The sequence below is a fragment of the Paenibacillus sp. 23TSA30-6 genome (assembly GCF_014858585.1).
GTDB lineage: Bacteria > Bacillota > Bacilli > Paenibacillales > Paenibacillaceae > Paenibacillus.
On record NZ_SLTL01000017.1, the window covers coordinates 26,412 to 50,202 of the forward strand.

Here is a 23,791-nt window from a genome sequence, read left to right on the forward strand (position 1 = left end):
GACAAGGAGGGGCTTACAATGGTTAAACGCTGGAAAAAAGGAATTCTGCCTGTTCTATCTGCAATTTTGGTGCTTTCTCTGGCCGCATGCAGCGGCGCGCCATCCGCTTCAAATGGAGGAAAATCGTCTGATGGTACAGGCGGCTCAGGATCAGACAGCAAGCAGGTGAATGCGACAGCGCTGGCGAAGGCGGTCAAGAATGATAAGGCACCGATTAAGGGCGGTGTCATCAATTATGCACTTGTGTCCGATACCCCTTTTGAAGGAATTTTGAATCCTGTATTTTATGATGGCAACCCGGATTTTGAAGTCTTCCAATTTTTCTATCCTTCTTTGTTTTCGATTGACTCCAATCTGAATATTGACGATAAAGGGGCGGCGACGATTTCCTTTTCCGCAGATAATAAGGCCGTGACTGTCAAAATTGATCCCAAGCTAAACTGGACGGATGGTAATCCGGTAACGGCGGAGGACTATGCCTTTTCCTATGAAGTGATCGGTCATAAAGACTACGAAGGTCCGCGTTATGATAGCTTTATGACCAACATTGTAGGTATGGAGGAATATCACGCGGGCAAGGCCAAAACGATTTCCGGCATCAAGATACTGAATGAGAAAGAGGTTACCATTCAGTTCAAGGAGCCTAATCCTTCGGTGAAATCGGGACTTTGGTCTACGCCACTGGAGAAAAAGGTGTTTCAAAACATCCCGGTGAAGGATATGGCTGGATCTGATCCTGTCCGCAAAAATCCGATTGGCTACGGACCGTTCAAAATTAAATCGATGGTCACAGGTGAATCTGTGGAATTTGTCAAAAACAAGGATTATTTTCACGGTGAGCCCAAGCTGGATGGCATTCATTTGAAGGTTGTGAACCCGAATGTCATTACAGAAGCGCTGAAAAGCGGAGAAATTGACTGGGCCAGCTATCCAACCACCCGTTACAATGAGGCCAGCAATCCGAAAAATGTACAGTTTCTCGGTCAGGAGGAATTGTCTTATAGCTATGTAGGCTTTAAACTGGGCAAATTCGATCAGGCCAAGAGTCTAAATATCATGGACCCGAACGCCAAGCTGGCGAACAAGTCATTGCGTCAGGCCCTTGGCTATGCGCTGAATAATGAGCAGGTCGGCAAGCAGCTCTTTCACGGGCTTCGGGTTCCGGCAACGTCTCTGATTCCGCCTGCCTTTAAGGGATATCATGACGTGAACGCGAAGGGCATCACCCATGACCCGGACAAGGCAAAAAAGCTGCTGGACGAGGCAGGATATGTGGACACCAATGGAGATGGCTACCGTGAGGACCCTAAGGGTAAGGAACTGGTGCTTCATTATGCAGCGATGAGCGGGGATGCGACAGCCGAATCGCTGGCGAAGTTCTATTTGCAAAACTGGAAGGATGTCGGGCTACATGTCGAGCTGGTGGATGGTCGTCTGCTTGAGTTCAATTCTTTCTATGATCGTGTGCAAAAGGATGACGCCGGCATTGATATTTTTGGCGGCGCATGGGGAACAGGTTCAGATGTAAACCCTGGTGGGCTGTATGGACGCGGAGCCAGCTTTAACTATTCCCGTTTTACGAGTGAAGAGAATGATAAGCTGCTGCAGGAAGGGGTGTCTGTGAAAGCCTTTGACGACAATTATCGTAAAGATATATACAATCAGTGGCAGGCGTATATGAGCGAGGAGGCACCCATCGTACCGACGTTATTCCGTTACTCGTTGGAGGCAGTGAATAATCGGGTAGCCAATTATGATATTACCCGTGGCAAGGAGTATGATGCAGACACGTTTGCGAATATTAGGTTGACTGCGGAAAAAGCCGAAGTAGCCCAATAATCTAAAAAAGCGCAATAACCTGAAGAAGAAGCGCGAACCGGATTGATCCGATCTTGCGCTTCTTTTGACCTTTTAATGCAATCATTCTGGGGATTCTCGAAAGGAGAGAAAGAAGACGGAGATACGCCAGCTTCAATACTTCATAGCCGTATGCGAGGAACTGCATTTTACGAAAGCTTCTGAAAAGATCGGAATCTCCCAGCCTACGCTCAGTTTGCAAATTAAGGCGTTGGAGGAAGAACTGGGGATGACTCTCTTTAATCGTGCAGGCAAAAAGATCAAAATGACAGAGGCTGGAAAACTGTTGCTACAGCACAGCGCTCATGCGCTCAAGGATCTACAGCAGGCGAAAGCTTCCATTGAGGAGCTTCGCACCGAGCAACGGGGAAGCTTACGGATCGGTATCGCTTTGCCGGAGCTGGAGGAACCATTGCAAGAGATGTTTATGGATTTTCATCGTTTGTTTCCTAAAATCAGTCTGCACATCCACCCATCATTTGAATTGCTGGAGCAGGTGTTGGATAACCGGATGGACCTTGGCATTACGCTGCACTCAGGTATAGATGAAAGGCTCGTCCAGCTACCGCTTCGGACGGAGAGCTACTGTCTTATTGTCCCCGCAGGACATGCGTTTGCCAACCGTTCTTCGATTGCACTGGACGAATTGAGGCACATGCCTTGGGCTATGCAGCCAGGGGATCATCCGGGTAGAAGGCACATTGAAAAATACTTCTGTGATCGCGGGTATTCTTTTACCACGGTTATGGAGACCCATTCCATTCCTGCGATCCTGCGCTGGGTACAGGAGGGACTTGCAGTGACTATCCAGACCAAATCCCTCGCAGTATCCCTGGACCGTTCATCCCTTTGTGCAGTACCTATTTCACGGGGAGTACCCGAGGTTCGGCTGGAGCTGATTCATCGGTCAGACCGTTACACGGGAGAAGCCATTAAACGGCTGATTGAAAAAATACATGCTGTGCTGACAGAACGTTCAGGCTAGCGGCAGCCCTGATCAAGCTATGTGTAATGAATGCTAATGAGTACGAACTTCCAGCCTGCGTGCAAGCAGCGACATGCTGTAATTGACAGCGAAGTACAGGAAAGCGGCGAACAGCAGAGCCGGAATGACGAACGACTGATTTTGACCACCGACAATCTGAATGTTATGCGTCAGCTCCGGCAGACTGATAATGACCGCGAGAGAAGTATCCTTGAGCAGGGAAATGAACTGACTGACGATAGGTGGCACCATGCGGCGGAGCGCTTGCGGCAGAATGATATGCCATAACGTTCTGGAATAGCTCAGCCCGGAGGACCGTGCGGCTTCAATCTGTCCTTTATGAACGGAGTTCAAACCGCTACGGACAATCTCGGCGATCATGGCCCCCTCAAAGATCGACAGGCCCGTAATGGCTGCCCATTTAAGTGAAATGGAAAGACCAATGGACGGTAAGACCATACCGATGAAGAAAATAATGAGCAATAACGGAAGATTGCGGATCAGATCAATCAAAAAGGCCGCTACTTGCGAAATGACAGGTAAGCGCGTATAGCGCAGGATGCCGAACACGATACCGAGCGCGAAGCTGAACACGATGGAGTACACGGCCACCTCCAGCGTCAGCAGGAAGCCCTCCAGTATAAAACGCACATTAGGCCATACAAACAAGCCACTGAAATCCATACGGGCTTCCCTCCTTAGGATGTTTTGGACAGACGACGCTCCATGTACAGAACAAGAAAGCTGAGCGGAACCGTCAATGTAAGGTATAACAACGCTGTAATGGCATAGACGGTGATGGGCATAAAGGTATCCGAGTTAATCAGATCCGAATAATACATCAGGTCCAGTCCGGCTACTATGGCCAGTACGGAAGAGTTTTTGACCAGATTGATGAATTGGTTGCCAATCGCAGGCAGTACAATTTTAATCGCTTGCGGCAAAATAATGCTGATCATCGTCTGGTTGTAACTCAGCCCGGAGGAGCGCGCGGCTTCAAATTGCCCCTTCGGTACGGACTGGATGCCGGCACGTATCGCTTCTGCAATAAAGGAGGCGGTGTACACGGTCAAGCCAAGCGTTCCAGACACAAAACCATCCAAAGGAACACCCAAAGTAGGAAGTCCCAGATAAAAGAACAATACAACGATCAGTAACGGGATATTACGAATGACCTCTACATAGACAGTCCCAATCCAGTTAAGCCATTGAAAGGGCGCAATTCGGAGGATAGCGATGATCGCGCCCAGAATAAAGCTTCCGATCAAGGCAATGACACTGGCTTGAACGGTATGAAGCAAGCCTTCTCTAAAGCGGTCACCGTGGTCGAAAAGTACGTTGATATCAAAAGTAAGCATCTGCGGATTTACCTCCTTATCCAGAGTGATGGGCTTTTCTAAAGAAAGGAAGGAGCACGCAACTGCGGCTCCTTCACAAGAATATTATTCGGGTTTAACCCCAAGCCATTGCTCGTGGAGCTTATCGTATTGACCGTTGCTTTTCAGTTCCTTGAGCGTATCGTTAATGGCTTGCAGCAATTCGGTTTGTCCCTTCTTCACCGCAATGCCGTAAGGTTCCTCAGTGAAGTTTCCGCCTACGATGGTGTAATTCGGATCTTGCTGTTGCATGCCGAGCAAAATAGAGTTATCGGTGGTCAACGCTTGCCCTTGACCTGCCTTGAGTGCATTAAATGCATCCTGGTAGTTCTCAAACTCCAGTACAGTCGCTTTGGGTGCTTTTTCGCGGATATTTTTGGCGGAGGTGGAGCCTTTAACTGCGAGTACCTTGGTATCAGGAGTCAGGGACTCCAGACCGGTAATCGGGCTTCCTTTTTTCACGAGCAGGGATTGCCCGGCGTTAAAGTAGACGTCGCTGAAATCGACCTGCTTTTTACGTTCGTCCGAAATGGTCATGGTCGCGATAATGGCGTCGATGTCCCCGTTTTGCAGCAAGGTGATTCGTGTCTTGGACGTGACTTCCTTCAATTCAAGCTTGGTTTCGTCTCCAAAAATATGTTTGGCTACCGCCTTGGCAATGTCGATATCAAAGCCTTCTACTTTCCCGCTAGCCGGGTCTTTCAGACCGAACAGCTTGGTGTCGTATTTCACACCAACAACCAGCTTGCCACGCTGCTTGATGGCTTCCAGCCCATTGGCTACCGCCGCCTCATTCCCCGACGTTGCCGTTCCTTGCTTGCCTCCACAGCCAGCCAAAACGAGTAGACAGGACAGCATAAGCAGCATAAGGGCACTCCATGAATATCTTTTTCTCATTTGAACAATCCCCTTTCGATTTACATTCTGAATTTACACTCCAGAGGAGTTTGCAAAAATCCTGAATCCATTCAAGGTCTGTTTAATGATGAATCAGACGGCTTAGGAACAGGCGCGCCCGCTCTTCACCCGGATTCTGAAAAAACTCGGCAGGCTGACTGTCTTCTAAAATCTGTCCTTTGTCCATGAAAATGACGCGATCCGCTACTTCACGGGCAAAGCCCATTTCATGAGTCACAATGACCATGGTGATGCCCTGATGGGCGAGCGAACGCATAACATCCAGTACCTCCCCGATGGTTTCAGGATCAAGAGCGGAGGTAGGTTCGTCAAACAGCATAATTTTCGGATTCATCGCGAGGCCACGGGCGATAGCAACCCGTTGCTGCTGTCCGCCCGACAATTGAGCGGGGTAGCTCTGTGCCTTTTCCTCGATTCCAACACGCTTCAAATAGGTGAAGGCTGTTTGGGTAGCCTCTTCCTTCGAGATGCCCAGCACCTTCATGGGTGCGAGTACAATATTCTCGATTACCTTTTTATGGGGATACAAATTGAAGTGCTGGAATACCATACCGATATTGCGCCGGAAGGCGTTAATATCAATCTTTTTGTCATGTACAGGTATCTCGTTGACGATCAGTTCCCCGTCCGATATGGTTTCCAGACGATTGATGCAGCGTAGCAGGGTGCTTTTACCCGAGCCGGAGGGTCCAATGATCACGACGACCTCGCCCTCCTTAATCTGAAGATTGATGTCTTTAAGTACATGGAAGTGACCAAAATGCTTGTTAACGTTACGAAACTGGATCAGAAGGCTCACCCCTTTCAGGCTTGGATACATAGCTTGGTAGATTGGCTGACATGATCAAGCTCTATCAAAATTTCAAAATTTCTCTCATGATACTATAAGCTTACAATAAAAAACAAGATTTTATGTCACAAAACTTAACTTGCAATATATTTTTATGTAATTATTCATGAGTAAATCGCTATTTTTATATGGAAATGAGTAAATACACACAATTCAATGTTACTAAATATGACACAAAATAACGACCTTCGACATTCCAAGGGAGAAACGTGACAAAAGCAACGGTATGTTTTACAGTAGGGGAGAAGGAATTTAGGGTAAAGGAAGGTTAGTGCAATGACGAAAGCTATTTCACCGCTGGTAACCGCATTGGGCATGGAGCCCCATCCGGAAGGCGGCTGGTACAAAGAAATGTGGAAGTCCCATTTTCAAATTCCGAAGCCTGTACTGCCGGATGTGTATTCCGGTCCGCGCTTTGCAGCTTCATCGACGTATTTTTTGCTGCATCCGGGCGAGTTCTCCGAGTGGCATGTCGTGCATTCGGATGAGCTGTGGCTGTATCATAGCGGCAGCCCAGTGGAGTTGAAATTGGGTGGAAGCGGAGAACAACCGGGTGAAGAAACCGTGATTATCGTCGGTGCTGATGTGGAGGCAGGACAGCATCCACAAGCGCTGGTGCCGGGCACAGTATGGCAAACGGCACGTCCGCTTGGGGATGAGCCTGTGCTGGTAACCTGTGTCGTTGCTCCGGGATTCCACTTTGACGATTTCAAGCTGATTGCAAAGGGTAAAACTGAATAAGGAAGTTTTTATTGGCGGGCGTGTTCCTTAAATCAACAGGAATGGCCCGCCTGATTTATATTCTCAACTGGGTTTGGATTGTTTCCTAGCTTATAGAGGTGCAGGTTGTTTTTTGGCATGGACATTATGGCGCTTTCGAATATCTTTTGCGAGGTTTTTGATCCGTGTAGTGTTGTATGAACTGCTCTGTTTCCGGTTAATCTTGGAATACACGGCATAACGATTTCTTCCCATTCGTTTGGCATGGTACATGGCGATATCCGCCTCTTTGAGCAATGTCTGCAGATTCTCCTTCTGGGATGAGTTCAAACTAATGCCAATACTTCCCGTGACAGATAGTCTGTGTCCATGAATGCTGTAGGCGCTACTGATTTTTCTTAGGAGGAGCTCCGCCAAAATTTTTACCTGGTCGGAATCAAAATTTTTTATTATGAGTAAAAATTCATCCCCTCCAATTCGAAAAGCCTTTTGGTTCGCATTCATGACTTGTAGCAGATGAAGGCTGACTTCATGTAGCAGCATATCGCCCACCTTGTGCCCATAAGCATCATTAATGGCTTTGAAGCCGTCCAGGTCAATGTATAAAATAGCGGTGCTTTCTTTGCCTTTATATTGCTGCCAAAAGTGGTTGAGCGCATTCCGATTGAACAAACCTGTTACAGGGTCTTGGTAAGCGAGTTTCCTTAGCGTAGTTCTTTCCACAAATACGGACCTTAAAAAAATCCCAAGGCATGTCCATACGATCAGGTTTAAGATCAATAAGCATAAGAGCATATAGGAGTTTTGAGCTAAATTCAAGTTCATGTCACCACCCATATCATGATAGTACCCCTTCCTCGCTTTGTATAAGCCGAGAAAGGGGAGTATTTGATTATTTAATTCTTTTATTTTTATGCATCCGTCTGTATTTCAAATAGGCACCCAGAAGAATGAAAGACATTCCGCTCAAATAGAAGGGAGCAGGACTGTTTTCTCCTGTCTGCGGTAATTTATTTACCTGCGGAGTACGACCTGGATCACTTGGGTCCTCGGGGTCCTCAACAGGGAACTTGATGCCTCCTTTAGGTATGGGTTCATCTTCAATCTCTACAGGTGGAGACGATTCCTGAGGAGGATCAATTTCTGGCGATTTCGGTAGCGCATCGGGTTCTACAGGAGGCTGCTCAATCACTGGAACACCCAATGGCACATCTTCATCTTCAACGATCTGTGGTTCATTGGTTACTGGCTTAACGGGTACAATCGGTGTTTCTGTGGGTTCAGGATCTTTATCGCGCTTTTTACCTGAACCCGGATTCGTAGGCGTTCCTGGATTGGTAGGTTTACCCGGATCGACAGGGGTCTCTTTTTCATTGGTTACCACAATCTGCTTAATACCTGAGCTTTGTTTAACCGTAGCGTCTATTTTGACCGCTGTCTTCGAGGTTGTTATTTTATAGCCTGCTGGAGCCGCAAGTTCCTCCAGAATATAATCATCATACAGCAATGAATTGAACAAAATTTTCCCGTCTGCATTGGTAGTTTGAATGAGCGGGGCTCTTTTTTGGCTCTTATCATAGAGTGCAAAGCGTGCTCCAGATAACACCTTGTCAGGATGATCCTGGTCGACCTTGGTCACTTCCAGGCTTCCTGTTATGCCTCCCCCTGAACCTGAACCGGAGGATGTCCGCACGATGATTTCTTTACTGGTTTCTCTCAGCTCCGTAGTTAAGCGGTCGCCCTCAAAATAGACGCTGTTACTCACTTTCGCTTTATCATCGGCTTGAATAAAGGATTGATATTCCAAAATATAGCCGGATGAAATGCCCTGTGTGAAGACGAGCTCAAAAGATTGCTGACCTTGATCGTTTGTCGTAATTTTCAGCTTATAATCCTGATCTTTGACTAATTCAGTATCTTTGGCAGCTTCTCCGTTGGCTGATACTTTGGTGGAATACAAATGAAAGGAATCTTCAATCAGGATTTGATTGCTGCTGGGTGTATCCACGATTTTGGCGTTGGAGACATAAGATTGCCCTTCGTTGATCCGGATCTGCCAGTCGATCTTATTACCATTCTGGCTACCGGATTTTGTAACGTATTCTCCGCCATGAGGCACAGTTACTTTGGCTGCCCACTCGGAGATCATGTTATTTCCATCCATCAGCAGAGCCTTATTGTTGATTTCTTTATCAATAAGCTCTCCCTCCAATGTGGTCTGGAAAGTGATCCAGTAGGGAGTGTTGATCTGTTCATTAAAACGGATACGCAGCTCATTGCCGTTATCAGTGGTGGGAAGAACAAGGGTATATTGGTCTGCTGACAGTTCAGCTCCCTTTTCCACACCATTCCACCATCCGAGCAGTGTCATGTCATACACTTTGACAGAGCCGGGAACCAGCTTCTGCCCTTGCTGTAGCGTATCCTTTATTTCAGCCTGATTCAGGGTTTTACGGTTATAGTTCGTCAAGATGTCCCATGTGATGTGCTTGGATGTAGCGTTATAGCTTCCTTGCTTGGCGCCGTTCTGCTGTGTCAGATTGTCAGGCCATAGCCGGGCTTCGGCTGCAGCAGAGTAGGGGGTTCCATTTTGTACCCATGAGATGGAAGCTTTATTCCAGAAATCCGGCTTGCTCGTATCTTTTTTCCATTCATTATTAAACGTTGTTGAATAGCTGATGGTATACGCGTCCTGGATCGTTTTATGGAAACGTATCGTGAATCCTTGCTTATAGTCTTGCGATAAAGGAATCAGCTCATAATCTGCTGGTGATGTTAGTGTTGATTTTCCGTCTGCGCTTTGGATCTTTAATGTATCTGGTAAGAGAGCCAGACCGCCATTCGGAAACGTATCGTTGATCACAACCTGATTCATCGTGTATTTATCCGTATTGATGGCAATAACCCAGGGAATCGTTTTTGTGTTGTAGTTCGGTTCCTTGAAGCCTTTAACAATGACCCCGCTTTTTAGCTCGGTAGTAGTATCTTTGGTTACTCCATCAGACGTTACGGTATTCGTTATCCGTTCATTTTTAAGTACACGATCTATGGCCTTGGTTTGATAGCGTATCGTGTATGCTGCCTCCACATCGGAGTTGAAGCGTAAATCGAAGCCGTTGGCCGTTTCATTGTTAACCAGTGAGACGGTATATTCGGAGGATGAAAGTTCCTCAGAAGTAGCTCCTTTGTACACTTTAAGCGAACCGGCCATGAGCTGCTGGCTTTTGTTGAAGCGGTCAGCTAACACGGCTTTCCCGGCGGGAATTTTCTTTTCGCCAAAATTATACTTGATCGCCCAGGATACCGTTTGAGTAACCGGGTCGTATTGCTCCATTTTTTTGGACAAAAATTCGCCGCGTTGAACGGTTACTGTAGCTGTTGCAGAAGCGTCTTTCGTATTGTTGCCTGAAAAAGTGGCTGTGTTGGAAAAACGGGATTCTTCGCTGGTGATGTTAGTGGAGTATTGGATTCGGTATGCGCTGCTGATGTTTTCATCTTTAAAACGGATGATGAAGCCGGTACCAGCCGAATCGGCTTCCAGCGTATACGTATCCTTATCCACCGGATCACGCAGCAAGGTTGAACCATCCACGTTGATTTGTAAATGGTATAACCGAATAGAATCCCTTACCAGCTCCAATCCTTGGGGAGTCGGGTCGGTGACTACAGCATGTTGAACCGTATCCAATTGTTTATTTACGTCAATCGTCCAATCAATCTGATGGGTTCCATTGGCCTTCCCTTGCTTATCCAAGGAAGAGCCTGCCGCAGGCTTGATATTTACGACTGCTGTTTGTACGCCACCCTTGATCGGGATGGCGATAATGACCTCTGTACTGCCTTTTTCTATTTGCTTGCTGAACTCGGTCTTAACCTCCAGCTTTCCGCTGACATTGGAATGGCTCTCCACGTAATCGTTGAAAGTCATGACCACTTTGCCTTGGCGGTCTACCGTGAAATGGCCAACATTTCCATCTGCCGTAACCAAAGGAGAGGAGATATCTGTGTAGATTTCAAATTGCTCGGGCAATTGAAAGGTAAAAGTGTCTCCGGCTTTGTACGTATTGTTGGGAAGCTCCCAGTCATAAATGAGATGGACTGCATCATCAATGTCCAAGCGACTATCGGGATTGTATACCGCATCAATCACTTGACCGGTCGCATCGGTCAGGGTAAGTTTCGTTAAAATACTCGCTTGAGCAGCTTCTTCAGAATTTGTGGTGGCCGCTGCTTGAACAACAGGAGCTGGTAGGGAAGGAGGCATCTGTTGTTCTGGTGCTATGACTGGTTCTGTTTCGGGTACTACGATATCATATACATCTTTTGTAACGGTTTGCCCTGACTCGCTTCCAGCAATCTCCGGCTGATCCGGGGCAGGAATTTGAGCATAAGCTTGTGTGATGCCAAAAAAGCTTTGTAAAATGAGTAATAATGCAATAATCATTACATTCCATTTTTTTCTCATACTCTATTTAAGTCTCCTTGTCTAAAGATTACTGTATAAAGATTACTGTATATTGTATTCATGTCGGGGCGTTTATAGCATCCCTCCTTCTTTCCCGGAAGTAATATATTCAACGGACTAAGAGTCTGTCCAATGAAATAGAGATAACCCCTAACGCTGCAAATTAAGTAAATCTGAGCAGCAAGGGTGTTCGGATATGGCGAACAGATCCAGCTTTAGGTGCTTTGTCGGGCCTGAACAATGAGGCGATGTGTCGGATTTACAAGAGGGTCACATGTAATTAATGTGAGCAGCTTTTGACTTTCAAAGCTTTTTAGAACGGAGACGTCTGTAGGATCGACAATCGAAATTTTATAGACTGTATAACTATATTGTTCACCCTTGGTATTAATAATGATTTTATCTCCAATCTTTACCTCGTTCAGCCGATTAAATAAACGTCCTGCTGTACGCGCACGGTGGGCTGCTATGGCGGCGTTTCCTGTCTGACCCAGAGCTGTCGTTTCCGACATATGTACAGATGCGTGCTTCATATTATCCCGAGTTGCACCCTCCAGCACAGGAAGCTTCAAATCAATACGATTAATCCTAATGGTGGCAATGGGGAGTTGCTTAGGGTCTGGTTCATTTGCGGGTACCGAAGGACCTCGTGTGGTTTCGATGCCCGTGTTATCTCCAAGCTTGCTGGACAAGCGCTTATAGCCGTCGATAATGCTAGGGTTCAGTACGGCTGCCTCTTTCAAAAGCTCGCTCTGCTTCCGATCTTCGCTCCATTCATTGGCTTTAGGAAACAAAATAATGAGTATTCCCAAGGCGATGAACAAGTATGATAGCTTACGCAATCTAAAAAACCTCCCTAACTTATGTAAGGTGTATCACATACTGATTTTAAAAATCCTCCCTTTCCCATTTAGTGTAGTCTGAGAAAGGATGCAGGTGTAGATTCAGGCACAATGCTATCTAATACCGGGTTTACATCATCCACAGCCTTCACATTAATGGCCCAGTCATCTTGTTTTTGCCGTTAGCTTTTCCTTGTTTACTTATTGGGGGCCCAGACACGGGTTTGATGTTGACGATGGATATTTGTTCTTGTCCCGGAATTAGTATATTCAACACGATAGGTTTTAAATGACTGACTAGGTATACAATACCTTCCGTATCTCAACAATTTCTCAACAAGAATAGAAAAAAGCCCTGATCGCAGTGATCAGGGCTTTCTAAAAAAAAAATTAATACTGCTTTGTTTTTGTGTATTTGGAGGGTTCTTTGACCATTGCAAACTTCTGTTTTCCGCTTTTTAGAGCGGCATCTACTGTAGTGTCGATGATAACCCATTGATTGTTGATATTGACTTCATTCCAGGCGTGGTAAGTATTCACATAGGAGGATTCGCCCATAACCAACTTCGTTGGAACATCCACACTTCGAAGCATGGCGGCGAACAGTGAAGCGTATCCATAGCAAATATCTTTTTGCGAAACTAGTGTACGATCAATTTGTGGAAGATAGTCGGGTGATAAGGAAAAGGGCTGGTTGGAATCGTATTTAATATGACTAATGACATACTCGTAAATACGTTTCACCTTTTCATCATCTGTCGTTGCACCCTTGGTTAATTCCTTGGCTTTCCGAATCGCCTGATTCGTATCGTTCCAGTCAATATTTTGAATAGAACTGAGGTATATGGTTTTACTGTCATTCAAATTTAACTGGACCGTTTCTTCACCTATCACTTTATACTGATTGCCAGTTAGCTGTTCCAATAAACGAATGTTATAATTGCCATTGCCCATTTGAAGAGCGAATGCTTCCTCAGGTTTGCTCGAATTCAGATAATAAGAGTATTTCTCCGCATCCTTGGTAATTACGATCTTGGTTTTGACATTGGACTTGACAGGATAACGTATATTAACAATACCGTGGTTTACGTTGTTTTGATTCAGCCATACCTGACTTTCGGCAGCAAATGCTGTCGTATGTAGGGGGATGGATAATAAAAATACTAAAATTAGTAAAAAAGACGATCTTTTCCTCATAGAAAAACTTCCTTTCGGCGGCCAGGCTGCCATCTTAAAAAGAAGGCCCTATAGCTTTGCGTCCCTGCCTTTCGACAGGTTTGCTATTATCGTATAAAGTTTTTCAGGAAAAAAAGAAACGACAAAAAGCCTCTCCAACCGGTAGCTGGCTGCCATCTTAAAAAGAAGGCCCTGTAGCTTTGCGTCCCCGCCTTTCGACAGGTTTGCCATTTATCCTGAACAGTCTATATCTATCATTCTATCAGTTGGGCTTCCGATCAGGCAAGCACAATCTCAGATTTTTCTCTGTTTTTCGACAAAGTCGCGATAGATGAGTTTATAGTTTAGTTCGATTCCCCCATTTTTTGCGGAAGGAATGCGGTGTTTCTCCTATATGTTCCTTGAATAGGTTGATAAAATGGCTGGTGTTAGGAATACCTACAAACCTTGCGATATCCACAATGGATTCGTCACTGGTTTTAAGCCAGCCTTGAGCCGCTGTGATGCGGACATTAATGAGATAATCGATAGGAGAAAATCCGATCTGTTTCTTGAAGTTTTTAGCGAGATTGAATTTGTTTAACTCAAACATGTCTGCCAGCGAATCCAGCGTAATTCGTTCACTGTAGGAGCAATCCAAATATTGCTGAACCTTGCGTACCTCGGTGATCGTATCCGGGTTTACATACGGATGATCGTAGGGGTGCTGCAAAATATTTGTCAGCAACTCACCGATGAGTCTGGATGTAAACAGCTCTGCAGTAAGAGTTCTATCAGATTGTACGCATAGCAGGGAACGCAGCTTGTCCAATATGGTGCATGGATCGTTGAGTGATATTACAGGCTTGTTGTGCTTGGCAAATTGATCATAGAAATTGTCGATCAGATTACCGTACACATTTACACTGATAAACTCCCATGCTTCATGACCAGCGGTGCTGTACTGTACGTATTCCTCACAATTCACGAAAAACATATCATGAGGCTTCAATATGTATTTTTTCTCCCGGTATAGCAATTCCCCTTGTCCTGATATCGTAAAAACGAGCAGAAACGAGGTGAGTTCCTTCCGTTCCATGGCATAAGCAGATGTTTTTTTGAAATAACCTATTTCCTGTATATAAAAAAGGGATCGCTTAGCAAAAGCGGAGGGAGTACGTGCAATGACGACTGGATCGCTGCTCCAAAAGGTCCCATTCACGTTGTTTTTTTGGTCTGTTGTCATATCCAATTCCTTTACAAAAGATCAAATTTATCGAGCTAATCGCTGTTTGTTTAACAAATAAAATGGTGGTTTACACATGATTTCCTATTTATACGGTTTTATTTTATCACATCACATATATGCATGTAGCAAATTATATTTTGGATTATTTTCCATTCGAATTCAGGTGTACTATTATGGTGAAAACAGCCTTGTTCCCTCTATTTTTTTAACTCATTCCTCCAAACGAAAAAGTTAAATTATGTTGAAAAAATTCGAAGATTCCATGGGTTCAATTCATTTCTGGAATAAAATCCAGTAAAGGATGCTAAAGGTATTCTATGCCCATTCCACCTTCCAACACGCATATCCTTTCGTTTTGAAAAAAATGGGTCTTTGTTCTAGCGAAATAGTTCATTAGGCTTATCATGGAGAAAATTAGATTGGGTCCAATGTTGTGATTTTGTTCACAAATATGTAGACGCATAAGGGGGATCTATGAACTCTTTTTATGCTGATTAGTGTACTGTAAATATATTCAATAATATGATAAATGAAATAGAGTGCCTTTAGCTTTGGAATTCATACGGGCAATGATATGATGGGTAATACAGATATAGGGCTTTACTTACTCGACAGTCAGTTTGGAGGATTATAGGATGGGAAAACCAAAAAATACGAAAACCGCAGCGGCTTGGTCGCTGGTTGTTCTGGGAGCGGGCTTTGCAGCTACGTTGCCTTTTCAGCAATATGGCTGGGTTCGTTTGTTAGCAGGTGCTTTTGAGGCCGGACTTGTCGGAGGATTGGCGGACTGGTTCGCCGTCACCGCATTGTTCCGTCATCCGTTGGGCATTCCGATTCCGCATACGGCACTTCTCTCCAAAAACAGGGACAAGCTCACGAATGCACTGGTGAGTACGGTGGAAAATAACTTGCTGGGCAAAGACAGTATCGCATCTAAAATTTCCGATATTCGGCTGGCTGATCTGATGCTGGGCGGTGTGGAAAAGGGCTTGCGCACGCCGGAAGCGGCCGCATCCATAGATGTTCTCGCCAAACGGCTGGTCCGGTCGCTTCCGCTTGCAGAACTGGCCCCGGTGATCGCGGCCGAAATCAAGCGGCAGGCGACAGACTTCGACGCCGGACCGCTGCTAGAGGCGCTTGCCCGTCAAACCAGTGAGAAGGGCTATGACCGTCGTGCGCTGGATTACACGCTGGAGCAGGCCGAATCCTGGCTTTTGAAGCCGGAAACGGGCTACACGCTGGGTACCTTGGGGATGCAGGCTATCAGCGGTTTGCAGGTGAGCGGGCTGATGCAATTTGCCCTCAACGCGTTCCTTGGCTATCTGAACGAAGAGCGCATGGGTGAAATGATTCGCCATTTTCTGCTGGATCAGGTTGCAGAGCTGCAAAGGGAAGAACATCCGCGCCGCCATGCCATACTGGATGGACTGAAAACACAGCTAATCCGTCTGGCGACGAAAGATACGGTTCAGGAAGGACTGAACGGCTGGAAGAACGGCCTTGTGGATGCCTGGGAAGGCGATGCGTCGGTGCTCCATAAGATGGAAGAGCTGCGCGTACGCTTATTGGACTATATGGAAGACGGCAGCTATGTACCGATTTATATTTTGCCGCTACTGGATCGGATGCTGGCTGATTTGAAAGGAAATACCGAGCTGCTGGACAAGATCAATTCGCGAATTGTGGAAGGTATTACGGGACTGGTGGAAGCCAACCACAGTCGGATTGGTAATCTGGTACGCGAAAATGTAGATAAAATGGATAACGATTCCCTGATTGCTCTGATGGAGGACAAGCTTGGGCAGGACTTGCAGTGGATACGTATTAACGGCGCGGTTACAGGCTTCCTGATTGGTATTGTCCTGACAGGTATCCGTATGCTGATCGGTTGATTCATTAAAGAAGAAAACGCTACAGATAAGGTTGTGGAAGCATGAGAATTGAGGCTCAAGCGTTGATGGGTAAGCCGCACGCCACAGTAAATTATGTGTTGAATCACCATCCAATGCTGCTGGTTCGAATGAGAGCCCGGCAGAGATACGTTGATGTATGGTACCGGATGACAAGTGGATGAGTAAGCGAAGATTTTTTTTAATTACGCTGTCATTCCTGATCGTAATTATCGGCCTGCGTATGCTGTGGTTTGATTATTACCACAATCAGGATTATCCACGGGCCAAGGCGGGAATTCTGGATCTGAGGGGCCTGAATTTGCAGGAGATGAAGACCATACCATTAAATGGTGAGTGGGAGTTTTATCCGGGAATATTATCTTCCCCTGCTGAACTGAAGTCCTTATCTATGAAGAAGCAGCGTCAGACCATTCAGGTACCGGGAATATGGAGTGAGTCGGTATCTCCTGTGGATCATAAGGCATATGGGGTTGGAACCTATCGGCTGCTTATTTTGAGTGGCAGGTCGGAGGACACTTTATACGGTCTTCGGATCGGGAGGATTAGTACGGCATCCAACATATTTGTCAACGGCCGTTTAGTTAGTCATAGCGGCCAGGTCTCTAACAAGGTCGAACAGCATACAGGATCGACCGTTCCGTTCTCTGCTATGTTTGATACGAACAGGCAGGCCATGGAGATTGTTATCCAAGTATCCAATTTTGATTTTCCTTCCAGTGGAGGGATTGTGAAGCCTGTCATTTTCGGAAGCGCAGAGGCTGTGAATAGCCGAACCAACTTCGCGATCTTGATGCAAATCATGGTATGTATTATTTTACTGCTTCACGGGTTATATGTAGTCGTTATATTTTTTATGAATCCACAAAAGAAGGCGCTTCTGTATTTCGCGGGAATTGTAGTCTGCACGGTAATATCCATCCTGACAGACGATGACAAGCTTTTAATAGACTGGTTCCCTATCAGTTTGAGTCTTTCGATAAAGATAACCATACTTTCCTATATTGGGATAGGCATGTGTGTACTGAAGCTGGCGCAGTCTCTGTTGGCTCGATCCCGCATCATTCAGATTGTTTTTATAGCCCACTGTTGTTTTGCGGTCATGGTTTTATTTGCATCTACATCCAACCTTTATGCATTTTTGTTGGCTCTTATCGCATTCTCAGGCATTACCCTATGTGCTACGGTTCCCACGGTTGCTTTTCTTAGAACATTCAGAGGGCAAAGAGAGGCTGTTTTTCTGTTGCTGGCATCCCTTAGCATCGCGTCCAGCATACTGTGGGGTGTGTTCAAAACGAATGACCTCCCTTATTACCCTTGGGATATTGTGCTGGCCTTTGTGGCGTTTGCGTCCTATTGGTTCAAACGGTTTTTTAATACGAACGCCGAGCTGAGAAGGCTGACGGAGAGACTGCAGCGCGCTGATCAGGTAAAAAATGAATTTTTGGCCAACACCTCTCATGAGCTGCGAAATCCTCTGCATGGGATGATCAATATAGCACAGACCGTGCTGGAGAATCAGAATGGTGCCCTGGACGAGCCCAACAAGAGAAACATGCAATTGCTCGTTACGGTCGGTCGCCGTATGTCCTTATTATTGAATGATTTGCTGGATGTTACACGTCTGCGTGAAAAGGATATTTTTCTGGAAAAAGGAAGCTTGAAGCCCCAGGCTGTAGCCTCGGGTGTGTTGGATATGCTCCAATTCATGACAGATGGTAAACCTCTAAACATGGTAGTAAACATCCCTGCTGATTTTCCGAATGTATTAGCGGATGAAAACCGGGTAATCCAAATCCTGTTCAATCTCCTTCACAATGCGGTTAAACATACTGCTGAGGGGACCATTTCCGTTCACGCACACATCCAGGGCGAAATGGCCAGTATTGAGGTTCGTGACACTGGCGTTGGGATGGATAAGGAGACGCAAAAGCGAATATTTCATCCATATGAACAAGGAGATTCTCATTTGACGGTTATTGGGGATGGGCTTGGACTAGGGTTGAGCATCAGCAAGCAATTGGTGGAGCTTCATGGGGGATCTCTGAGTGTACGCTCTGAACTTGGGCAAGGCTCAACCTTTTCTTTCACGCTACCACTTGACCTCTCACCTGTACCCGACGAATTACGAGATAACGAGCAGGTGCGTATGGATGAAGCGGCAGATACCGATTTTATAGCTTTGCTGAATGAAGCAGTGATGCAGGTTGCGGCAGGCTCTGCACGGTCGGCCATACTCGCGGTAGATGATGATCCGGTTAATTTAAGGGTGTTAGAGGGCATTCTCGCCTCGGAATCGGAGTCTTATGATCTTGTCACTGTAACCAGTGCCCAGGAGGCCCTGCATAGGTTGGATCACCGGGAATGGGATTTAATTATAGCCGATGTCATGATGCCCCAAATGTCGGGTTATGAGTTAACTCGGCGTGTGAGGGAATATTTTAGCATTTCCGAGCTGCCTGTGTTGCTGTTGACGGCACGTAGTCAGCAGGAGGACTTATATACGGGATTTCATGCTGGGGCCAACGATTATATTATGAAGCCTGTGGATTCCATGGAATTGAAATCCAGGGTCCGTGCCTTGACTGATGTTAAAAAGTCAGCAAGGGAGCGGCTGTGGATGGAAGCTGCATGGTTACAGGCGCAAATCAAACCTCATTTTTTGTTTAACACCTTGAATACCATTGCATCCTTAAGTCATGTGGATCACGCCAGAATGGTGAATCTTATTGAGGAGTTCGGTAAATATTTAAGATCAAGCTTCAATCCTCAAAATCTTGATAGAGTCGTATCACTGGAATACGAGCTTGCACTCCTGAAATCTTATCTTTATATAGAGAAGGAGCGTTTTGGGAATAGACTAGATATTGTATGGGAAGTAGACGAACAGGTGTCCTTGCTTCTGCCGCCGTTGTCCATTCAGCCACTTGCGGAAAATGCGATTAGGCATGGTATCATGAATCGGATAGATGGAGGAACATTGTGCATTCGAATTCAGCAGCAGGAGGATGGCACAGAAATAGCTATTATGGATGACGGTGTGGGCATGAGTCAGGAGGAGCTGGATCGTCTGCTGGATCCTCAGCAAGAACAGTATAGCGGGATTGGATTACGGAATACGGACCGACGTCTGAAGCAAGTATTCGGTAAGGGGCTGTATATTAGTAGTCATTCCAATCAGGGTACAACGGTGAGCTTCCATGTTCCCCGGGCACAAAGGCAAGAAACTTAATATCTCTGTCCCGTAGGACCTCATACAGAACGAGGCGAAAAGCGTCGGTCTGATGGGGTTCTACGGGTTCCGGAGAATGACTTCAGCCGTGAGACTAGGCATGTGCCATTTGCCACTCTATAAACCAATTCGTAATTTGTTCATTGGGCTTCTCATGAAGTTCTTCCCATAAGACGGATGATAACAAATCATACCACTTGTTAACTAAGTTTTTTTTGTTCATATCAGCATAGGTTTTCATTAGTCCCCAGTAGGCTTCCTCTGCTTGGGGGTGACGACTACAGATGCCCTCATAAATAGAAACCGCCTCTTCAGGCTGGGAGCTCCCTCTATACCACTCTGCCATTTTTAATGATGTGGTTAACCATATCTTATGCAGTCTTTGGCGTTCACTTTCAACCCACCAAAAATCATATTCCTGTAAATAGTCCCCTTTGTATAATTCCATTATTTTAACATAATAGTGAATGGATTCCTTGTTCATCGGTGGAGCGGATGCCAGGAGGGACTCCCATCTTTCTGTATCTAGCACTACGTTTTGCGTATGCAAAATATAACCGCCATTGGTGTTGGAAATCTCTAAAAAGGAATGATACGGCGCTATCGTTTTTCTAATGTAATAAGCGGCAGTATATAAAAGAGAGTAGGCCTTATCTTCTTCATATTCCGGCCATAGTAATTCAATCAAGGCTGATTTGCGAACCCATTGGTCATGATTTTGGAGCAGGTACAAAAACAACTCCTGAGCCTTTTTGGTCCTCCACTGAAGAACAGTGGGCTGTTGGTCCGGTAATGTGAAGACGACATGTTGAAAAACCTGTAAATGAAGAAGGGGAGGCTGATCCTCAGGTATGGAGGCAGCTTGATCGTTACGCTTCAGAATGCGATTCATGGTTTTGATGAGACGTTCTGTCGTGACCGGTTTGAGCAGATAATCCAGCGCATTAAGCTCGAAGGCCTGGATAGCGTACTTATCGTAAGCCGTTACAAATACAATCTGAATATGGGGTTTGTGCTCCAAAATTTGACTTGCTAATTCAATTCCACTGATCTCTGGAAGCCTTACATCCAAAAAGGCTATGTCTATATTATCAAGTAGAATATAGTCCTTAGCCACGAGCGGATTCGTAAAAGCTCCTGCAATATGTATGCCTTGTAACTTGCCAAGCAGACGCTTCATATAATCCAAAGCTAACTCTTCATCATCGACAATAACAATCCTTGTCAATTTCTCTGATCTATCCACGTGTGCTTTACCCCTTTTTAGGCAGATACATCTTATTATATAGGATAACTTGGCCGCGGCTATAAACAAAAGGTTGTAGAAGAAAAAAATTTTAAATAAAAAGGCGGGCTGCGATGGACCATCGTTAAGATGGATGATCGCAAGCCCGCCTGTTAGGATGTTTACTATACTTAAGCTTGACTGACAGTATTGGAGGTATATTTACAGAATCCAGCGTGTGACCTGTTCCAACGGCAGTCTGGATTTTTCCCGCTTGGGCTCATGGGCCCGATAACCAAAGGCAGCGATGACCGAGATATCCAGCAGCCCATTCTCCAGCAGTCCTTCTTCCTCCAGAATGGCATGCACCTGATCGTAGTTAAAGCCCTCAATCGGGCAGGAATCAATGCCGATCTGAGCCGCCGCTGTCATCATATTGCCCAAGGCGATATAAGTCTGCTTGGAAGCCCAGTCGAATAACGTACGTTCGTTTTCCAGCAGGCGCTGATTTTCACCCTGAAAAATTTTATATCGGCCCGGCAGTGAGGCAAAGTCTTCCTCAGACATCCCTTTAACCTCTTTATACATATACTCCACATAAGGAGAGTCATAACGGACATCCTTGCGTGCTAAAATCAAGACGACATGGCTGGCCGCAGGAATCTGTTTTTGGCCCCCGCTTGAAACCGCAGCCAGCTTTTCTCTCAATGCCTGATTTTGTACAATCACAAATCGCCACGGCTCAAAGCCGACGGAGCTTGGGGAAAGTCGCCCGGTTTCGAGAATAAATTGAAAATCTTCCTCCGGTATGATGCGATCAGGATCGAATTCCTTGGTAGCATGTCTGAACAGAAAGGCATCCAGAATTTCCTGTTTTTTAGCTGATGTATTAGACATGAAGTGTACTCCTTCCGGTTTGGGTTGAGTTGGTGCTCCATTTATTTTCTGCTACTATAATGAGAGCTGATATCGAATGTATAGTCATCATATAAAAAGTTTTTCGCAGGAACAAGTACGCACATATTTGTTCCTTGTCATAAGTCTGGAGACTTCGGTCTACAATCGGCAGAAAGAAGGGGAAACCATGACGCAAGAGATGGAAAATACAGTTAGCGTGAACATTGGATGTCCGGTAGCGAAAACCGTAGGGGTTATCGGCGGCAAATGGAAAGGGGTCATTTTATATCATTTGACCACAGGACCGCGCCGGTATAACGAAATTCGACGGACCTTGCCCAATATTACGCAGCGTATGCTGACCTTGCAGCTGCGTGAGCTGGAACGTGATGGTATCGTACACCGCGAAATCTATAACGAGAATCCGCCGCGTGTGGAATACTCGCTTACCCCGTTGGGCGATACGTTGAGGCCGTTGCTGGATTTTATGAGAGACTGGGGTGTCTTCTATGGGGAACAGACCTGTGAGCCCGCAGCGGCCAATTCCAAGTGCGGGAAGCCTTCTGGTTGAGGTGTGAAATGAGGAAAGCCCGCTGATGAACTCATGGAGCTTCGCATGGAAGACGCATGAAATTCATCAGCAGGCGGAATAAGGGCGAGACGTTCTTGTGAAAATTTATTTATTTGAACTCGATGGATTGGTTCATTTGCGTCCAGGCGGTTTCTCCAATGATGCCCAGTCGCCAGATGGCGATGCCTTTCAGGTCATAACGTTTGGCTAGACCGATCTTGGCGTTGACGGTGCTGTCTTTTTCGCTACCCATAGAGATGCCTAAAATCAACTTGTCCCGCGAGGTTTCCTTCAAAGCCAGTCGAATGGCTTCGTCCACTTTATCGAGTGGCTCAGGCGTTGCTTTTTGTCCGTAATCATAGGCCATGATGATCAGATCGTCCGCCAGATTACCCAGCGTCTTGTAGTCGTAACCTGAGTAAGAGCTGTTCAGCGGATGCAGGACGACGGTGAGCTTGAGTCCAGCCTGATGCGCTTTGACCGACAGCTTTTGAATGAAGGCGTTGTAGTCTGAACGCGCTTTGGCTTTATCTCCGCTCCAGCCCAGTCCCTCCAGATCCAGCGTGATGCCCTTGAACTGCTTGTCGGTGGCGGTGCTAACGATTTGGGAAATAGTTTGCTCCTGAAGCTGTGCATTTTCCAAAACTTTAGTCAGCTCGTGATTGCCATCTCCAGAATAGACCATCAGGTAAGGGGAAGTCCCCTGACTGTCTGCCTCCTGTACAATGGACTCTGGTGTCACGGTGTCGGCGGCTTGAGGCCATTTGTATTCCTTGCCGCTGGTCGTAAATTGTCCGTTCGCATCAATTCGGCTCCAGCCGAAGGCTACCGCGTTAAAATCTGGTATTTTGGATTTTTGGTCGAAGGAAGATAGCGCGTAAAATCCCACCGTATACATAGGCTCACGCGGCGATGTAATGGATACCGTCCGCGTTCCCTGATTCCAGTTGACCGTGGCTCCAAACTGCTGTCCGAAGAAGCCTAACGGAATCATCGTGCTGCCGCGCACGGTTTGCGGTGCGGCTGTTAGTTGCACTGACTGTCCGTCTATCGTAGCATTGCGGCTACCCATTTTCAGAACCACCTGCTTGGCCGCAGAGCCTTGTGCTTTGGTGGCAGTAATGCTTTGGCTGGCCTGATCCCATTTCACAGTAATGCCGAGAGCTTCGGAAATGGCACGGAAGGGAACCATTGTCGTGCCGCTCATCACTGCGGGCTGTACTGGGAAAGGCAGCGGATATCCGTCCAGCACAATGCTGACCTGTCCCGCATCCGCCTGCGCCGACGGGCTATAGATACCTGCTGCGGCACTTAGAAAGATAGCGCTGGATAACAGAGCCTTATTTACGATTTTCATCTTATACTCTCCTATGCATCATAGATTGCAAAGCTATCATGTTAGAATCGTGAGGTTTCTACCATTTTACCAAAAAAAATGATAGATAGGTGAATGTTAAAATGATATACACTGCTTCGAATTCTATGTAGAATCTTTTTCTCCGGGATATCATACTAATCAAATCAGTATGATCAATTCGG

At 46.1% G+C, this 23,791-nt stretch carries 19 protein-coding genes and 2 riboswitches; of the genes, 7 read left to right on the top strand and 12 right to left on the bottom strand.

Features of this window, described 5'->3' with window-relative positions:
- The first annotated feature begins 18 nt into the window (after positions 1-18).
- Entirely contained in the window at positions 19-1,839 is a 1,821-nt protein-coding gene (gene opp4A / locus E0698_RS16290) for an oligopeptide ABC transporter substrate-binding protein (RefSeq protein WP_192512218.1), read from the top strand.
- Positions 1,840-1,999: 160 nt separating this feature from the next.
- Complete coding sequence (locus tag E0698_RS16295) at positions 2,000-2,842, top strand: LysR family transcriptional regulator (RefSeq protein ID WP_238354034.1); 843 nt, start codon at positions 2,000-2,002, stop codon at positions 2,840-2,842.
- Positions 2,843-2,875: 33 nt separating this feature from the next.
- Here the strand turns inward: E0698_RS16295 and E0698_RS16300 are convergent, their stop codons facing one another.
- The 4 genes from E0698_RS16300 to E0698_RS16315 form a co-directional block, all read right to left on the bottom strand.
- Positions 2,876-3,526: an amino acid ABC transporter permease gene (locus tag E0698_RS16300; RefSeq protein ID WP_134911481.1), complete on the bottom strand. Its 651-nt coding sequence runs from the start codon at positions 3,524-3,526 to the stop codon at positions 2,876-2,878.
- Positions 3,527-3,540: 14 nt separating this feature from the next.
- Positions 3,541-4,200 (bottom strand): amino acid ABC transporter permease, encoded by a 660-nt coding sequence (locus tag E0698_RS16305; RefSeq protein ID WP_134911480.1) that lies wholly within the window; start codon positions 4,198-4,200, stop codon positions 3,541-3,543.
- Between the two features lie 84 nt (positions 4,201-4,284).
- Entirely contained in the window at positions 4,285-5,115 is an 831-nt protein-coding gene (locus E0698_RS16310) for a transporter substrate-binding domain-containing protein (RefSeq protein ID WP_192512219.1), read from the bottom strand.
- An 82-nt stretch (positions 5,116-5,197) separates the two neighbouring features.
- A complete protein-coding gene (locus tag E0698_RS16315) occupies positions 5,198-5,956 on the bottom strand; it encodes an amino acid ABC transporter ATP-binding protein (protein ID WP_192512220.1) in 759 nt (252 codons plus the stop codon).
- Positions 5,957-6,262: 306 nt separating this feature from the next.
- Here E0698_RS16315 and E0698_RS16320 point away from each other — a divergent pair, with 306 nt between their 5' ends.
- Positions 6,263-6,727, top strand: a complete 465-nt coding sequence (locus E0698_RS16320; RefSeq protein WP_014279425.1) for a cupin domain-containing protein — start codon at positions 6,263-6,265, stop codon at positions 6,725-6,727.
- Between the two features lie 90 nt (positions 6,728-6,817).
- Here the strand turns inward: E0698_RS16320 and E0698_RS16325 are convergent, their stop codons facing one another.
- The 5 genes from E0698_RS16325 to E0698_RS16345 all read right to left on the bottom strand — a co-directional run bounded on the left by E0698_RS16325 (position 6,818) and on the right by E0698_RS16345 (position 14,414).
- The gene (locus E0698_RS16325) at positions 6,818-7,429 is read right to left on the bottom strand and encodes a GGDEF domain-containing protein (RefSeq protein WP_337916301.1); all 612 of its coding nucleotides are present in this window, start codon (positions 7,427-7,429) and stop codon (positions 6,818-6,820) included.
- 169 nt (positions 7,430-7,598) lie between these two features.
- A complete protein-coding gene (locus E0698_RS16330) occupies positions 7,599-11,171 on the bottom strand; it encodes an LPXTG cell wall anchor domain-containing protein (protein ID WP_192512221.1) in 3,573 nt (1,190 codons plus the stop codon).
- Positions 11,172-11,386: 215 nt separating this feature from the next.
- Positions 11,387-12,013, bottom strand: coding sequence for a class D sortase (locus tag E0698_RS16335; protein ID WP_192512222.1), 627 nt, complete (start codon positions 12,011-12,013; stop codon positions 11,387-11,389).
- Between the two features lie 390 nt (positions 12,014-12,403).
- The gene (locus tag E0698_RS16340) at positions 12,404-13,210 is read right to left on the bottom strand and encodes a transglutaminase domain-containing protein (protein WP_192512223.1); all 807 of its coding nucleotides are present in this window, start codon (positions 13,208-13,210) and stop codon (positions 12,404-12,406) included.
- 13 nt (positions 13,211-13,223) lie between these two features.
- Positions 13,224-13,305: riboswitch (cyclic di-GMP riboswitch) on the bottom strand.
- Between the two features lie 42 nt (positions 13,306-13,347).
- A riboswitch (cyclic di-GMP riboswitch) is annotated at positions 13,348-13,428 on the bottom strand.
- A 98-nt stretch (positions 13,429-13,526) separates the two neighbouring features.
- Positions 13,527-14,414 (bottom strand): AraC family transcriptional regulator, encoded by an 888-nt coding sequence (locus E0698_RS16345; RefSeq protein ID WP_134911474.1) that lies wholly within the window; start codon positions 14,412-14,414, stop codon positions 13,527-13,529.
- A gap of 638 nt (positions 14,415-15,052) precedes the next feature.
- Between E0698_RS16345 and E0698_RS16350 the strand changes: the two genes are divergently transcribed.
- Genes E0698_RS16350 through E0698_RS16360 form a run of 3 tightly spaced genes read left to right on the top strand, consistent with a single transcriptional unit; the run spans position 15,053 to position 19,559 of the window.
- Entirely contained in the window at positions 15,053-16,309 is a 1,257-nt protein-coding gene (locus E0698_RS16350) for a DUF445 domain-containing protein (protein WP_192512224.1), read from the top strand.
- 41 nt (positions 16,310-16,350) lie between these two features.
- Positions 16,351-16,491: a hypothetical protein gene (locus tag E0698_RS16355; protein WP_187644977.1), complete on the top strand. Its 141-nt coding sequence runs from the start codon at positions 16,351-16,353 to the stop codon at positions 16,489-16,491.
- Complete coding sequence (locus E0698_RS16360; RefSeq protein WP_192512225.1) at positions 16,488-19,559, top strand: hybrid sensor histidine kinase/response regulator; 3,072 nt, start codon at positions 16,488-16,490, stop codon at positions 19,557-19,559. Before E0698_RS16355 ends, E0698_RS16360 begins: the two co-directional genes overlap by 4 nt.
- A 94-nt stretch (positions 19,560-19,653) precedes the next feature.
- Here the strand turns inward: E0698_RS16360 and E0698_RS16365 are convergent, their stop codons facing one another.
- Together E0698_RS16365 and E0698_RS16370 are read right to left on the bottom strand one after the other, a co-directional pair.
- Complete coding sequence (locus E0698_RS16365) at positions 19,654-20,805, bottom strand: response regulator (RefSeq protein ID WP_192512226.1); 1,152 nt, start codon at positions 20,803-20,805, stop codon at positions 19,654-19,656.
- 201 nt (positions 20,806-21,006) lie between these two features.
- The gene (locus tag E0698_RS16370; protein WP_134911471.1) at positions 21,007-21,681 is read right to left on the bottom strand and encodes an NAD(P)H-dependent oxidoreductase; all 675 of its coding nucleotides are present in this window, start codon (positions 21,679-21,681) and stop codon (positions 21,007-21,009) included.
- Between the two features lie 187 nt (positions 21,682-21,868).
- On the opposite strand from E0698_RS16370, the gene E0698_RS16375 reads away from it, so the two are divergent.
- Positions 21,869-22,252, top strand: a complete 384-nt coding sequence (locus E0698_RS16375; protein ID WP_192512227.1) for a winged helix-turn-helix transcriptional regulator — start codon at positions 21,869-21,871, stop codon at positions 22,250-22,252.
- A 109-nt stretch (positions 22,253-22,361) separates the two neighbouring features.
- On the opposite strand, the gene E0698_RS16380 is transcribed toward E0698_RS16375, so the two are convergent.
- Positions 22,362-23,609 carry a stalk domain-containing protein gene (locus E0698_RS16380; RefSeq protein ID WP_192512228.1) on the bottom strand — a complete coding sequence of 416 codons (1,248 nt, stop codon included), beginning with the start codon at positions 23,607-23,609 and terminating at the stop codon, positions 22,362-22,364.
- Positions 23,610-23,791 lie beyond the last annotated feature (182 nt).

Excerpts from the sequence above, each read along its gene's own strand:
- E0698_RS16310 (WP_192512219.1), bottom strand. The coding sequence starts at position 5,115 with ATGAGAAAAAGATATTCATGGAGTGCCCTTATGCTGCTTATGCTGTCC.
- E0698_RS16320 (WP_014279425.1), top strand. The coding sequence starts at position 6,263 with ATGACGAAAGCTATTTCACCGCTGGTAACCGCATTGGGCATGGAGCCC.
- E0698_RS16340 (WP_192512223.1), bottom strand. The coding sequence starts at position 13,210 with ATGAGGAAAAGATCGTCTTTTTTACTAATTTTAGTATTTTTATTATCC.
- E0698_RS16330 (WP_192512221.1), bottom strand. The coding sequence starts at position 11,171 with ATGAGAAAAAAATGGAATGTAATGATTATTGCATTATTACTCATTTTA.
- E0698_RS16370 (WP_134911471.1), bottom strand. The coding sequence starts at position 21,681 with ATGTCTAATACATCAGCTAAAAAACAGGAAATTCTGGATGCCTTTCTG.
- E0698_RS16300 (WP_134911481.1), bottom strand. The coding sequence starts at position 3,526 with ATGGATTTCAGTGGCTTGTTTGTATGGCCTAATGTGCGTTTTATACTG.
- E0698_RS16315 (WP_192512220.1), bottom strand. The coding sequence starts at position 5,956 with ATGTATCCAAGCCTGAAAGGGGTGAGCCTTCTGATCCAGTTTCGTAAC.
- opp4A (WP_192512218.1), top strand. The coding sequence starts at position 19 with ATGGTTAAACGCTGGAAAAAAGGAATTCTGCCTGTTCTATCTGCAATT.
- E0698_RS16345 (WP_134911474.1), bottom strand. The coding sequence starts at position 14,414 with ATGACAACAGACCAAAAAAACAACGTGAATGGGACCTTTTGGAGCAGC.
- E0698_RS16355 (WP_187644977.1), top strand. The coding sequence starts at position 16,351 with ATGAGAATTGAGGCTCAAGCGTTGATGGGTAAGCCGCACGCCACAGTA.
- E0698_RS16380 (WP_192512228.1), bottom strand. The coding sequence starts at position 23,609 with ATGAAAATCGTAAATAAGGCTCTGTTATCCAGCGCTATCTTTCTAAGT.
- E0698_RS16360 (WP_192512225.1), top strand. The coding sequence starts at position 16,488 with ATGAGTAAGCGAAGATTTTTTTTAATTACGCTGTCATTCCTGATCGTA.
- E0698_RS16305 (WP_134911480.1), bottom strand. The coding sequence starts at position 4,200 with ATGCTTACTTTTGATATCAACGTACTTTTCGACCACGGTGACCGCTTT.
- E0698_RS16375 (WP_192512227.1), top strand. The coding sequence starts at position 21,869 with ATGACGCAAGAGATGGAAAATACAGTTAGCGTGAACATTGGATGTCCG.
- E0698_RS16350 (WP_192512224.1), top strand. The coding sequence starts at position 15,053 with ATGGGAAAACCAAAAAATACGAAAACCGCAGCGGCTTGGTCGCTGGTT.